The 14,338-nt window shown below is 38.3% G+C and carries 13 protein-coding genes; 12 read left to right on the top strand and 1 reads right to left on the bottom strand.

Annotation, left to right across the window (positions count from 1 at the left end; genetic code table 11):
* Positions 1 to 140: 140 nt before the first annotated feature.
* On the bottom strand, positions 141 to 812 hold the full coding sequence (gene mutH, locus ATS74_RS09275) for a DNA mismatch repair endonuclease MutH (protein ID WP_058548610.1): 672 nt from the start codon (positions 810 to 812) through the stop codon (positions 141 to 143).
* 529 nt (positions 813 to 1,341) lie between these two features.
* Between mutH and rppH the strand changes: the two genes are divergently transcribed.
* The 12 genes from rppH to ATS74_RS09215 all read left to right on the top strand — a co-directional run bounded on the left by rppH (position 1,342) and on the right by ATS74_RS09215 (position 14,333).
* Complete coding sequence (gene rppH / locus ATS74_RS09270; RefSeq protein ID WP_002958704.1) at positions 1,342 to 1,860, top strand: RNA pyrophosphohydrolase; 519 nt, start codon at positions 1,342 to 1,344, stop codon at positions 1,858 to 1,860.
* A gap of 30 nt (positions 1,861 to 1,890) precedes the next feature.
* On the top strand, positions 1,891 to 4,155 hold the full coding sequence (gene ptsP, locus ATS74_RS09265; RefSeq protein WP_058548609.1) for a phosphoenolpyruvate--protein phosphotransferase: 2,265 nt from the start codon (positions 1,891 to 1,893) through the stop codon (positions 4,153 to 4,155).
* 71 nt (positions 4,156 to 4,226) lie between these two features.
* A complete protein-coding gene (locus ATS74_RS09260) occupies positions 4,227 to 5,036 on the top strand; it encodes a sulfite exporter TauE/SafE family protein (RefSeq protein WP_058548608.1) in 810 nt (269 codons plus the stop codon).
* Positions 5,037 to 5,049: 13 nt separating this feature from the next.
* Positions 5,050 to 5,853, top strand: a complete 804-nt coding sequence (gene lgt / locus ATS74_RS09255) for a prolipoprotein diacylglyceryl transferase (RefSeq protein WP_058548738.1) — start codon at positions 5,050 to 5,052, stop codon at positions 5,851 to 5,853.
* A gap of 10 nt (positions 5,854 to 5,863) precedes the next feature.
* The gene (locus ATS74_RS09250) at positions 5,864 to 6,715 is read left to right on the top strand and encodes a thymidylate synthase (RefSeq protein ID WP_058548607.1); all 852 of its coding nucleotides are present in this window, start codon (positions 5,864 to 5,866) and stop codon (positions 6,713 to 6,715) included.
* Positions 6,716 to 6,735: 20 nt separating this feature from the next.
* On the top strand, positions 6,736 to 7,614 hold the full coding sequence (gene galU, locus ATS74_RS09245; protein ID WP_058548606.1) for a UTP--glucose-1-phosphate uridylyltransferase GalU: 879 nt from the start codon (positions 6,736 to 6,738) through the stop codon (positions 7,612 to 7,614).
* 349 nt (positions 7,615 to 7,963) lie between these two features.
* On the top strand, positions 7,964 to 8,647 hold the full coding sequence (locus ATS74_RS09240) for an SPOR domain-containing protein (protein ID WP_058548605.1): 684 nt from the start codon (positions 7,964 to 7,966) through the stop codon (positions 8,645 to 8,647).
* 216 nt (positions 8,648 to 8,863) lie between these two features.
* A complete protein-coding gene (locus tag ATS74_RS09235; RefSeq protein ID WP_058548604.1) occupies positions 8,864 to 9,361 on the top strand; it encodes a hypothetical protein in 498 nt (165 codons plus the stop codon).
* 114 nt (positions 9,362 to 9,475) lie between these two features.
* Positions 9,476 to 10,078 carry a DUF4402 domain-containing protein gene (locus ATS74_RS09230; protein WP_058548603.1) on the top strand — a complete coding sequence of 201 codons (603 nt, stop codon included), beginning with the start codon at positions 9,476 to 9,478 and terminating at the stop codon, positions 10,076 to 10,078.
* Between the two features lie 3 nt (positions 10,079 to 10,081).
* Positions 10,082 to 10,558, top strand: a complete 477-nt coding sequence (locus tag ATS74_RS09225) for a DUF4402 domain-containing protein (RefSeq protein WP_058548602.1) — start codon at positions 10,082 to 10,084, stop codon at positions 10,556 to 10,558.
* A gap of 9 nt (positions 10,559 to 10,567) precedes the next feature.
* Entirely contained in the window at positions 10,568 to 11,398 is an 831-nt protein-coding gene (locus ATS74_RS09220) for a fimbrial biogenesis chaperone (protein ID WP_058548601.1), read from the top strand.
* Positions 11,385 to 14,333, top strand: coding sequence for an MSCRAMM family adhesin SdrC (locus ATS74_RS09215; protein ID WP_235591998.1), 2,949 nt, complete (start codon positions 11,385 to 11,387; stop codon positions 14,331 to 14,333). Before ATS74_RS09220 ends, ATS74_RS09215 begins: the two co-directional genes overlap by 14 nt.
* Positions 14,334 to 14,338: the final 5 nt, after the last annotated feature.

Genomic DNA, 14,338 nt, shown 5'->3' with positions numbered 1-14,338 from the left:
TAATTTAAGATTATAAAATCCTCGCTCGGGCGGGGATTTTTTATGCCAGCTACTCTTCTATTAGGAGATCTGAGTAGACCTTCTAATGTACGTATTTAGTAAAAATGAGCCCACTTAAAGCTTTTAATACTTACGTATAATCAAAGCTGAAACTGCTGTTTTAAAATCTCACCCGTAAAACTGGTTTTTAAATAAAAACCACGTGGTAGGGTTTTGATAATTTGACCATGTGGACCAATAGCATCAGTAACAACTTTGCTGTTTGCCGCCTTAGGCCTAATTTGTATAGCATCCCCTAAATGGCCTGATATTTCATCTACTCGTCCGAGTGCGATTAACTCCATTTGTTCTTCCCAGTCACGCTGTAATAACGCATCTTGCTCAGGTGTTGGTTGCCACAAAAAGCCGCTGCCTATCGTTCTGTCAAAAGGGGCTATATCTCGCTCACTTAGTATGGGTAACCATAAAACATGATTTAGCTTTTTACGCACAGAGCTTGTATGCCACGTCATACCGGTGACGTTTATTAAAGGTGTTACCGATACAAACGTAGTCTCTAGTGGCTTACCCTTGTATGAAATTGGTAATGTTTTTAGCTCTATCCCTAAATCTTCAAAATCGGGTAGGGGTTTTGAACCTGCTGTAGCCCCTAGTACATATTCAATGAGTTGCCCGGTCCAGCCTTTTTCACGAAGTAAATCATCAGGTGTTTTAAAGTGATACTGGTTTGCAAGTTGGCCAAGTGTTAATCCAGCAATGTTATTCACGCGCTGCATTAGGTCGTTAATTGAGTGTGGTTTTGATGGTCGCATACTATTAATTTCGGTTGAATAAATACCATAGCCATGATAGCAAATTGGCTAAGCCGTGGATATCTTTAGGGTTGTTCGTTTTTTGTGCTCGTGTTGTTTGGGTTAATTTTGTACATGTATAAAATTGAGCGGTTTACTTTAAGTTACTGAGCTAGTTGGTTTTTTTTAAATTATATATTCAGTTTTGATTAAGGCTATTAAAAGTTGTTGGGATAAATACAACTATATAAACATGTTTATCCACAGAATCTGTGGAGAACACGAGTTTTTAGATCTTATATTGTGGATTTGTTTGCAAAACGAGCGTGTTTTATAAAAGTTATGCACAAACTGTGAGTAAGTAGAGTAAAACAATAACCGCAATAGCTTTGGTGGATTATTTTTAAAATTTTTACTCACACTTCATTATTTATGGGTTATGCAAAAGCGTAAACTTAGCTTACAAATTAGCTTGGCTATAATAGTGTTTGCCGTATTGCAGCTAATGTGGAACAATCATTAAAAATCGACTTACAAATGAGGCACTAAGGTGATTGATGCCGAAGGTTTTCGTGCCAATGTCGGAATTGTAATTTGCAATAATCAGGGACAGGTTTTTTGGGCTAGACGTTATGGTCAGCATTCTTGGCAATTTCCCCAAGGTGGTGTTGATGATGGCGAGACAGCAGAACAAACCATGTACCGCGAGTTACATGAGGAAGTAGGGCTGCGACCTGAAGATGTAGAAATAGTCGCAAGCTCAAAACATTGGTTACGCTATAAATTACCCAAACGATTAATTCGCCGCGACTCTAGTCCGGTATGTATTGGGCAAAAACAAAAATGGTTTTTATTAAAACTACGTTGTAAAGATGAAGACGTAAACTTGCTTAAAACCCATCATCCAGAGTTTGATGATTGGCGCTGGGTAAGCTACTGGTATCCTGTAAGACAGGTAGTATCGTTTAAACGGGATGTTTATCGACGTGTAATGAAGGAGTTTGCTCCTTTCGCCATGCCCTTTAATAAAAGAGAACAACACAAAGATCATTGGCGAAGTAAAAGGTAGTAATTTCTCGATAGAATAAAGGAGCAGGACATGCTGGCTACACTTAGGTCTATTGCTGAGTCTGTATCGCAACAAGCGAATTTAGACAGTGCTTTAGTGTGCTTTGTGCAAATGGTTAAAGATGCCATGAAAACCCAGTGCTGCTCCATTTATTTTGCAGATTACAGCCAAGACAATTTTGTACTTATGGCTACCGAAGGGTTAAATCCTGATGCGGTGGGTAAGTTTAGAATTGGCTTTACCGAAGGCTTAGTAGGCTTAGTTGCCCAGCGCGAAGAGCCAATTAATATAGCATTTGCTAAATCACACCCGCGATTTAAACTCTCCCCCGAAGTGAATGAAGAAGGCTACAATGCTTTTTTATCTGTGCCTGTGGTGCATCAAAAAAAAGTATTGGGCGTTATTGTTGTTCAGCAAAAAATGGCCCGTGTTTTTAGCCAAGATGAAGAATCGTTTTTAATTACGCTCTCTGCACAACTTGCATCACAATTAGCGCATGCTGAAATAAAAGAAGTATTGCGACAAGACGAATCATCTCATCAAACATCAGTTTTAAAAGGGGTATCGAGTGCGCCGGGCATAGGAATTGGCCAAGCATTTGTCGTGCTGCCAAAGCTTGATTTTAAGTCTATAGAGCTTTTAAAAGACAGTGATGTAACCGAGCAACGCCGCTTGTTTACACAAGCCGTAGCCGCGACCCGAAAAGAATTTAATACGCTTTCTATGACGCTAAGTGACTCGATACCGCATGAAGCGTTGGCTGTATTTGATGTTTACCAACAATTACTTGATGCAAAAAGCTTAGGCCATAATGTTGAGGTACAGTTACAAGAAGGTTGGTGCGCTAAAAGTGCATTAAAAATTGTAATAGAGCGCTTAATCTCTCAATTTAATGCCATGCAAGACCCATATATAAAGGAGCGTGCGGTTGATGTTAAAGACATTGGTTTACGTGTGCTACATCATTTAGTAAACACCGAACACGCTATAAAAGATTACCCACCAAATACTATTTTAATTGCTAATACATTAACTCCGGCCATGCTTGCAGAAGTGCCAAAAGGGCATTTAGCGGGTGTAGTTAGTGTTAATGGTTCAGCTAATAGCCATGCGTCTATTTTAACGCGTGCAATGGGTACTCCTGCTATTTGGGGTATTGAAGATTTACCACTATTACAGTTTGAGGGTAAACCGCTCATTCTGGATGCATTTTCTGGGCGTTTATATATTTCCCCATCGCAAATGCTAATAGATGAGTACACCGAGCTTCAGTACCAAGATGGCTTATTGAATAACCGTTTTTTAGCCGAGCAAACATCAGAATCAATCACGCTTGATGGTGAGCATATTAGCTTGCTGTTAAATGCCGGGCTTGAGCTAAATACAGAACAAAGCAGTTCACATATTTGCGATGGCGTAGGGCTTTACAGAACAGAGGCTTGGTTTATGCAAAAAGGCCAGTTTCCTTCGCAATTTGAGCAAGAAAACTGGTACCGCGAAGTGCTTACTAGCTACCACCCAAACCCTGTGGTTATGCGTACGCTGGATATTGGTGGCGATAAAGTTTTAGATTATTTTAATATTACCGAAGAAAACCCATTTTTAGGATGGCGTGGTATTCGTATTAGTCTTGATCACCCAGAGCTGTTTTTAGATCAGCTTAAAGCGATGTTAAAAGCAAATATTGGCTTAGGTAATTTAAAGATTATGCTGCCAATGATCAGTGGCACCGATGAAGTAGATGAATCTTTAGCATTGTTTGAGCAAGCGTACTATGAGCTAAGTGAAAAGTACCCAGAGCAAAGTATAGAAAGACCTGATATTGGTATAATGCTTGAGGTGCCTTCGAGCGTATTTATGTTGCCTGAATGGTCAAAAAAAGTCGATTTTTGCTCAGTCGGTAGTAATGATTTAACGCAGTACCTATTAGCTGTAGATAGAGCTAATGCACGTGTTGCTGAGCTGTTTAACCCTTATCACCCAGGCGTACTAAGAGTGTTAAATAAAGTGGCTTGTGAGTGTGAGCAGTACGAATTGCCTTTTAGTTTATGTGGTGAACTTGGTGGCGATCCAGAAGGTGCGATTTTACTTATTGCAATGGGATACAGGCGCTTAAGTATGAACCTATCATCACTTAATAAAGTTAAATGGGTGATCAGGCGCTTAAATGTGAGTGATATGGAGCAGCTACTTAGCGAGTGCTTAGCTCAATCTACCGCTAAGCAAGTATTGCGCTTAACACGAAACTTTATGTTAGAGCATCAATTAGGCGATTTATTTTACACGCCCAAATAGTATCAATCCGCAGATGCTATTGGCTTTATAATCCTTTAATATAAACACATTATTAGGTATTTGAGATAACTATGTATGACTTAGGGCTGTTAGTGGCAAGCTGCGCACTACTAGGCTGCGTTGTCGGTTTTTTAGCAGGATTGTTAGGTATTGGTGGCGGTTTAATTATTGTCCCTGTGCTTAGTACGTTACTGTTATCGTTTGACGTTACATCTCCAAGCCACGTTCTAGTGATTGCTATTGCAACCTCACTAGCTTCTATTTTATTTACTTCAACCTCTTCAGCGTTAGCTCATCATAAAAATGATAATGTGCCGTGGGAAATAGCTCCTTGGGTTATGTCAGGCGTTGCGTTAGGGGCATTAATTAGTGGCTTTGCCGCAAGTCTCATTCCTGAGCAAATTTTACGAACTGTGTTTGCTATCAGCGTCGTGTTTATTGCTGCGAGGATGGTGTTGTCGACCCGCAAAAAAGCAGTCGTGGAGCAGCCTTTACCAGCAGGCCCTATTTTGGGAGCTATATCGGCTCTAATGGGTGGCTTATCTGGTTTAATTGGTATTGGTGGTGGGGCGCTTATTGTTCCAATGCTTAATTATTTTTCGGTAGATATAAAAAAAGCCATAGGTTGCGCTGCTGCTTGCGGCATTGTTATCGCCTTATTTGGTTCTATTGGGTATATTAGTGCAGGTTGGCAAGTTACCGATTTAGAACATGGTTTTGCAGGGTTTGTTTATTTACCTGCGTTATTTGGGATTGTTATTACATCATGGTTTGTTGCGCCTATAGGCGCTAAAGCAACTCATTATTTACCTGTTAATACAATAAAGAAAGTTTTCGCGGTATTGCTTGTTGTTATCGCACTTAAAATGGTTTTTAGCTAAAGGTTTATTTTTTATGGCACTTGAGTTTCCTCAAATTGATCCAATAATTTTTTCTGTTGGGCCGCTAAGCGTACGTTGGTACGGGTTAATGTATTTAATTGGTTTTGCGTTTGCGATGTGGTTCGCTAATCGCCAAGCTGCAAAACCTAATTCAGGTTGGACAAAAGATCAGGTAAGCGACTTACTATTTTATGGCATGCTAGGGGTAATTCTTGGTGGGCGTATTGGTTATGTATTGTTTTATCAGTTTAGTTACTTTATAGAAAACCCGCTTTATTTATTTAGAATAGATCAAGGTGGTATGTCTTTTCATGGCGGCACGCTGGGAGTTATAACAGCTGTAGCCATTTTCTCGTGGACACGCAAAAAATCATTGCTTCAAGTTGGCGATTTTGTTGCTCCGCTTGTCCCTGTTGGTTTATTAGCTGGAAGAATAGGTAACTTTATTAATGGCGAGCTGTGGGGGCGAGTGACCGATGTGCCTTGGGCTATGGTATTTCCTACAGGCGGGCCACTTGCGCGTCATCCATCACAATTATATGAAGCATTTTTTGAAGGCCTAGTACTCTTTTTAATCCTGCAATGGTTTATTAAAAAACCGCGTCCAGCGGGTAGTGTAGCGGGTGTATTTTTACTAGGTTATGGTGTATTTAGATTCTGCATTGAATACTTCCGTCAACCAGATGCGCAACTAGGGCTGTTTGCTGACTTTATTTCGATGGGTCAAATATTATCACTTCCAATGATTGTGGGCGGTTTAGGTTTATTAATTTGGGCATACAAACAACCACAACAAGTTAAAACAGCTAAGGCATAATAAAAACAGCATGAAACAATATTTAGAATTATGTCAGCGTATTGTTGACGAAGGCCAGTGGGTAGAAAATAAGCGTACAGGTACGCGTTGTTTAACGGTTATAAACGCTGACTTAGAGTACGACGTAGCGAATAATAAGTTTCCTATGATCACCACGCGAAAAAGCTACTATAAAGCAGCGATTGCTGAGTTATTAGGGTATTTACGTGGTTACGATAGTGCAGAGCAGTTTCGTGATATTGGCTGTAAAACCTGGGATGCAAATGCTAACGACAACGGCGCATGGCTTAATAACCCAAGTCGTAAAGGTGAAGACGACATGGGCCGCGTCTACGGCGTGCAAGGCCGCGGATGGCAGCGACCAGATGGTTCAACGCTCGATCAGCTTGCTAAAGTTATTAATAACTTAAAAAATGGTATTGATGATAGAGGGGAAATCGTTACTTTTTATAACCCCGGCGAATTTGAGCTTGGTTGTTTGCGCCCATGTATGCACACGCATACTTTTTCACTGCTTGGTGATACGCTATATTTAACATCGTATCAGCGCAGCTGTGATGTGCCACTGGGGCTTAATTTCAATCAAATTCAGTGTTTTGTTTTACTTGCATTGGTAGCTCAAATTACCGGTCATAAAGCAGGTAAGGCGTATCATAAAATTGCTAACGCCCATATTTACGAAAACCAACTAGAACTAATGAGAGACGTGCAATTAAAGCGCGAACCGTTCGAGTCGCCTAAACTAGCAATTAACCCAAAAATAAAAACGTTAGAAGATATAGAAACGTGGGTAACGCGTGACGACTTTGAAGTAACGGGCTATCAAAGCCACGAACCGATTCAGTATCCATTTTCAGTATAAAAAGATTAAGGAAAACTAAAATGAAAGCAGTGATCCCAGTAGCTGGACTAGGTACTCGTATGTTACCTGCCACAAAAGCAATCCCTAAAGAAATGCTACCAATAGTAGACCGTCCACTTATTCAATATGTAGTAAATGAAGCGGTTGCAGCAGGTATTAAAGAAATAGTACTTGTAACTCACTCAAGTAAAAATTCTATCGAAAACCATTTTGATACAAGCTTTGAGCTAGAAGCCACATTAGAGAAACGTGTTAAGCGGCAATTACTTGCCGAAGTGCAGGCTATTTGCCCTAAAGACGTTACTATTATTCACGTACGCCAAGGTGAAGCTAAAGGCCTAGGCCACGCAATTAACTGTGCGGCGCCAATTATTGGTAACGAACCGTTTGTTGTAATTTTGCCAGATGTAATTATTGATGACGTGGAAAGCGATCTAAAAAAAGACAACCTAGCTGAAATGATTGCTCATTTTGAGCAAACAAAACACAGCCAAATAATGGTTGAGCCAGTGCCAATGGATGAAGTAGATAAGTTTGGTGTGGTTGATTTAGGCGATGTTGACTTACAGCAAGGTGAAAGCTCACCTATTACAAACATGGTAGAAAAGCCGCCTGTTGATCAAGCTCCTTCTAACTTAGCTGTAGTAGGGCGTTATGTATTAAGTGAAAATATTTGGCCATTACTTGCTAAAACACCTCAAGGTGCAGGCAACGAAATTCAGCTAACAGATGCCATTGCAATGCTAATGGAGCATGAAAAAGTTGATGCTTATGCAATTAAAGGCCGTAGTCACGATTGTGGTAGTAAAATAGGTTACTTAAAAGCAACGATTGAATTTGCACTACGCCGCGATGAATTTGCAGGTGAACTCAAATCATTTATTAAAACACTAATTTAATTAGTTATTTTATTTAATACCTTAAGGCGCCTATTTGGCGCCTTTTTTTATATTTATTCATTAGAATAAATATGCATTAATAAGAAAGCTCTAAAACAGAAATGTTTTAGGGACATTACAGACAGATTGTAATTTATGTTGTAAAGTTTAAGTTAACTGGCATTAAATTTGTATTAAATAATGCTCTCAAGGAAGGGGTGGAGTATGCAATATTGTGTTTTATAAAACATAAAAAAGCATACGAAGAGCTAAGTTAATAGCTCAAAGCTTAATAAAGTTAAACGCTTTCTTGTGAGAATGTTTAACTGAAATGTAAGTGTAAAGGCACTACTTTCAGGACAACAAATACATGTTTATACATAAAAAAAATAACATTGGGCTATTACTTAGCTTGCTGATGCTTTTATTTGGCACAGCATGCAGTGTTACGCCTGAAATAAAAACAAGCAACACACCGCAAACTAACACACCAGACTACGTATCTATTACAGCCCTAGAGCTTGCTCAGCTAAAAGATGCCGCCATGCAATGGCAACAAGCCCGAGCGGGTATTGAGCGCATTTTAAAATTAGAAAAAGAAATAACTTATTTAGTAAACCATATAGACATTATAAACAGCAAAGCTATTGCTCAGTCTAACCAAGGCTATAGCAGTAAGTCAGTACGCTCGCCACGCAATACCCGCAGTACGCAATCGCGCCCGCGACAGGTTAAGCAAAACTACAGCAATAAAAAGCAAGCTGTTAAATTAAATACACCTAAACATGTATTTGCATTACAGGTTGCCTCTGTTGATTCGCAAAACGGTGTAGCAAAGGCATGGAAAGAGCTAAATACCAAAGCAGCCCCATTATTTAGAGACAAAATACTGACAAATGTAGAAACCGCAAAAATAAATAACAAAACTTTTTACAGGCTGAAGCTAGGCTCTTACCAAAACTTTAAAAATGCAAAAGCTGACTGTGACGTATTTAAGCTATATAAGCTTGATTGCATAGTAAGTAATTACACAGATAAACCTATTAAGTTGTAACTAAATTTATTGAAAGTGGCGCATAATTTGCTTTGAGATGTTATCTAGGTTGTCTGAGTACTTTTAATGCGCTGTTTTAGGAATTTTCATTTAATACTAACTTTACTTATACCTTTTGGTCTTTATGGATGTACTAGTGCGACGGTTAAACAAGAAAGCACGCAACATACCTTAATAACAGACAAACAGGTCAAAGAGTTCGTATCGCAGTGGCATATGCAGCAAGATAGCATCGCCAAATTAACTGCTATGGAAGCGGATTTACAGCTGCTAATTATGGCGTTATCTTCTCAAAGCGAATTGAGTGAAAACCCTCCTTTATTAACCCAAAAAAAACCAGATATTACTTATAGCAACGAAGCTGTAAAGCCTCTTGAACCTACTACAGTTAATTCTCTTTCTGAGGCTAAATTATCTACCCCTCAGAATTTAGATCTAGCTTTAATAGATGAGTCTAAAGTAGGGGCTCAACTCGGTTGGTATTTAAATCCCGATTTTGCGATTGCGAAAGTTACAAAGCTTAAGGCGTTTTATCCTAATGCATTTTCTCAATTTAGTTTTGCAGTGTTTGAGAACAAAAAAAGCAATATTACGTTGTATGGGTTACGTGTAGGTCCGTTTAAAAGTAATGCTGAGGTAAGCATGTTTTGTTATTTAGTAAATCAATTAGATCAAGCGTGTGATATCGCTGCATTTATAGGAAAGCCAATATAATTGATAAACTAAGCCTTTTGAGCTTATATAGTATTAAAGTATTTGAATTAGTGGTCGATACTAATTACAGTTGGGCAAAATTTAATAAGGCCCATTTTCTCATAAGGATTTAGCATGAAGTTTTATTTATCTACACTAGCTGTAGTTACAGCGGCCAGTTCGTTTAGCTCTTTTGCAGCAACAGAATCATTTGAAGCAAAAGTAACGGTACAAAATGCGGTTGTTCTTACAAAAGATAACGATTTAAGTTTTGGTACTATTCGTGCTATTGCAGATCCAACAGGTGGCGAACAAGCTACACTTGTGGTTAATCCAGACCCTGACGCAAGCCCTGTTTCTACACAGTCAAACCCCGTTAGTAATACTGCAACTATTTCAGTAATAGAGGATGGTGAGGCTGCTGGTTTTAGTGTGTCTGATGTAGTACCTAATTCTATTTTAACTATTACTGATCCGGTAAATACCTTAATAGTGTCTTCTGCAGGACAGGGGGTAAATGAGCCCGACTTTACTGTCGATTCTTGGACATATTTTATAACAAGTGGAACAAATGCGGGGGCGCTTTATACGCAGGGATCTCCTAACTTACAAGCAGGAGCTGACGGCGCTGTATCATTTAATATAGGCGCAACGTTGTCTACTTCGTCAAGTGTATCAAGTGTGGATTATCCTGATGGTGAGTATTCAGGTAGCTTCAATATTGAAGTGTCTTATTGATAAGTGCTTAAGCAAATAATGCGCTTTTTGTATGCTTCGCTATTGCTGATTTTTAGTAAGTCGCTCTATTGCGATAGCATACAGCAAGAGCCTCTCAATTTTGGCACTTTAGTTATTCCTCAAAATAATACCTTAAGCTCTATAACTATTAATCATGAAGGTGAAACTACTACATTTGGTAGTATTTATGTTTTAGCAGAGGGGAACCCCGCAGAGCTTTTATTTACTGGCTTACCTCCTCTTACTCAAGTTTCGTTTAATAAAACAAGTGATTCAACATTGCAAAGCGAAGCACTAGGATCGAATAGTGCTAAGTTTTCGGTGGTCCTAGTGGATTTACCTAGAACGCAAGCTAGCGATGAGTTTGGAGAGCTTTTATTAAAAGTAGGTGGCCGTTTAATTACTACAGGGACAAGCCAAGGTTACTTAGATGGTAGTTTTATTACCGACACACAATTAGAAATTACGATTGATTACTAAAGGAAAAACATGTTTTATAAAGTTGTAGTGCTGCTCGCACTGAGTGTATGTATTTTAGGAAAAAATGCATACGCAAATTTACTTATCTCTCCAACCCGTATTAGTTTTGATGAGCGCCAAAGAACGGCTAAAGTTACCGTAATTAATACGGGTGATAAATATCAAACATATCGTGTTTTGTGGAGCGAAAAGCAAGCGCAGCCAACGGGCGGTTATATACAATTAGCAGAGCCTACTAATGAAAGTTTAAGTACAATGGCGCGGTTGTCACCAAAACAAATGCGTTTAGCCCCGGGTGAAAAGCAAACAGTAAAAATCGCAATACGTAAGCCTAAAAACTTAGTTTCTGGTGAGTACCGTTCTCACTTATTGTTTCAGGCCCTCCCAGGCGAAAATACTAATAAAACAAGCTCTATAAAAGTAAATATGATTATGAGTTATAGTATTCCTATTCTGTTACGTAAAGACATGCAACAGCCTAATGTAGTCATTGAACAAGCTCAATTAGTTTTAAATAACAGTAATAAACGCCCTCAGTTTTTACTAAATATAAACCGAGAGGGTAAGTTTAGTAGCTACGGTAAATTAAGTGCTTACTTTGTTGATAGCAATAACGAGCAAGTTAAAATTGCAGAAATTGGCAATTTAAGTATTTATCCCGAAGTAAACAACGCGTTTGTAACGCTTAGCTTATTTAGTGATAAAAATTTAGATAAAACAGGCAAAGTTATTTTTAAATATGAAGGAAGTCAGGAGTATAAAGATCTTGAATTTGCACAATACACGCTTCCTTTAACATCACAATCACTTAATGTATTAACAGTGAATGAAGCTAAATAAATTATTGTGTGTAATATTTGTAGGCATTAGCGCTCTGCTTAGCACTTGTGCAAATGCCAACAAAGGTGCTTCGGTAGAGGATGCTTTAACAACAATACGCGCAATTGAGCTAAAGCTAACTACATCCGTTGATCTAAACGATTATAACGCCGCTAAAGAAAGTCCCCAGCAGCGTATAGCAACTGGGGAGTTATTAATACTCTCGCTTCATTTAAACTCATACTATCTAGGTGAAGTTGCCGCTATTAAGAGCGCCCAAAGTGTGCATGTTAGTTTAAGTGACCTGTTTGATATATTACAATTTGCCATGAATGTAGATGTAAGCAATCGAACAGCTCAAGGCGTTGGAGCAAACCAACAACCACTTTCCTTAAATGCTGTTGTTACTCCGGCAGTATTTACTAGCTCTTCTCAAAGCTATTTTTTAGCAAAAAACCAAATTACTATTGAAGATGATATTTATGTAGATATTAAAAGCTTACATAGTATTTTAAATCTAGAATTTAGTATTGATTACCCAGATCTAGAGCTATTTATTAGCTCAGAAATACCGCTTCCAGTTGAGTTACAAAGGTACAGGCAATCACGTAATTTTAAATCAGCTAATAAAAAGTCGCCTCCAACGCTTCCCTGGAAAGCAAGCCCTTATCAGGCACTATCCTCCCCAGTGGCTGATTTACAGTTAAACTTTACCGCAAGCGATGATAAGCATTCCACAAACTATTCCCTTTTAGGAACGCAGGATTTTGCTTATTTATCGGCTGAATATTTTTTGGCTGGTCGAAGTACTGATTTACTAACCAATTCTAGGTTAACGTTTACAAAGCAAAATTTAGACAAAAACATAGAAAATGGCTTTATGCCAACAGAAATATCTTTTGGTGATGTAATCGCAACTCAAGTAGGTAATAACTATAACAGCCAGTATGCTCGTGGCATTAAAGTGTCTAATAATGTAACTAATAAAATAATAGTTAATAATCAAATTAATTTAAGTGGTGCTATCCAGCCTGGTTGGGATGTAGAGTTGTACCGCAATGAAATATTAATAGATCAGCAGCTGAGCCTCGCAGATGGTCGATATATTTTTGATAACATAGATTTATTATTTGGAGCTAATAACTTTGAGCTTATTTTTTATGGCCCCCAAGGGCAAGTTGAGCGCAAAAGTGACTATTACTTTGTAGATGGAAATCAGCTCAAAGAAGGGCAAGGCAACTATGAATTATCAGTTACTGAACAAGGTAAGCAGCTACTAAATAATAATGTTTTTAATTCACAAGGGCATGGATGGCAAGTTGCAGGGAGATACGAACAAGGGCTTACTAATAACGTATCTGTTTACTCGGCAGCGTTCGGTCAAAAAAATTCAGATGATGATTTACTCAAATATGCTTTTGGTACCAATATAAGTGTGTTTGACCGGTTACTATTAAATGCAAACATTGAAAAAAACAATAAAAATGAACAAGAATTTGAATTTACAGCTCGAACTCAACTTGCCGAACAATCACTACTTTTTAGTGCCTCTAACCGCACCGACGAACAACAGCAAGATTTTAACAGTTATCAAATAAATTTAGCTGGTGGCCTAATGAATAATATTTATGGGCGACTTTCTTATCAAAATAACTTTTTATATGACGATAGTGATACCAGAGGGCGTTTTAAACAAGTACGCAACCAATTAAATTATTCGTATTCAGGCTTTGCATTAAGTAACCAATTACTATGGCAACACGATAATAGCTCCAAGAGCACATTTGGAACAACACGTTTTCAAAAGCGCTTTGGTAGAACTTACACAAGGTTTGGTGTTGATTATAGGTTATCACCAGTAAGTGAAATTGTAAGTTATGAGGCAGAGTTTAGCCGTAACCTGAGCAGAGACTTACAAGCAGAACTTACTTTAACTGACTCACTCAGTAACAATATTCAATCGGCTGAATTAGGCCTTAACTGGCAAAGTGACAAATTAAGCTTAACAAGCAACGTAAATTATAATAGTAATGATGATTGGCGACTTGGCATTTACAGTCGTTTTAGTCTCGGGTTTGATGTAGAAAACAATACATATTTTATCTCTAAGCGCAGCTTAACTAACACGGGTAGCTTAATGCTAAGAGTATTTTTAGATCAAAACAATAACGGTATTATGGATGATGACGAGCGCGGGATAGCCGGCGTTAAAGTCAAAGGGGTTCATAATTACCGCCAAGCAATTACAGATGAACATGGTATTGCGCTATTAACTTCAATGCCTGCAAACCGAACGACAGACATAATACTTGATAGAGATAGCTTTGAAGATCCATTTATAATTCCCGCTAATGATGGCTTTTCTATAACGCCTCGAGCTGGTTTTGTAGAATACATGGACTTTGCGTTAAATAATGCAAGTGAAGTGGAGGGGGTTGTTTATCAGCAAAAAGGTGATGATATACAAGTTCAACCGTTTGCGAGTGTTTCACTGTTGAATAAAAAAGGTGAAAAAATTGCGCAAGCTCAAGCTGCATATGATGGTTATTATTTATTTACAGATTTAAAGCCTGGGCAATATAAAGCGGTTATAAATGATGAATATAAACAGCGCAAGAAGCTAAAAAGCACCCAAAATGTCACTGTGTCATTGCCGCCAGAGGGAGATGTTGTAATGGGGGTTGATCTTACATTGAAAGCCCTTAGCGAAATAACAGGCGCTATTGCTAATGCGGGGAGTTTTAGCTCGTTAAACATATTAAAAATTTATTACCGATTAATAGCACCAAAAATAGAGCACAAAAAAGCTTTTTATATACATGATAAAGTTAAAAATAAGTTTATTTTAGCGTTAGGGTATGCAAAAGAAATTTCGCCAGATCTTATCTCTGTATGCAACGCAATAAAAGCGCAAGGGCTTAACTGCACTGTGGAAAAACACAAAATACTCCATTAAAGGAA

The organism is Pseudoalteromonas sp. H103 (assembly GCF_001469205.1).
GTDB classification, from domain to species: domain Bacteria; phylum Pseudomonadota; class Gammaproteobacteria; order Enterobacterales; family Alteromonadaceae; genus Pseudoalteromonas; species Pseudoalteromonas carrageenovora.
The sequence above is the reverse complement of the archived record's forward strand: the minus strand, read 5'-3'. Positions and strand labels throughout refer to the sequence as shown.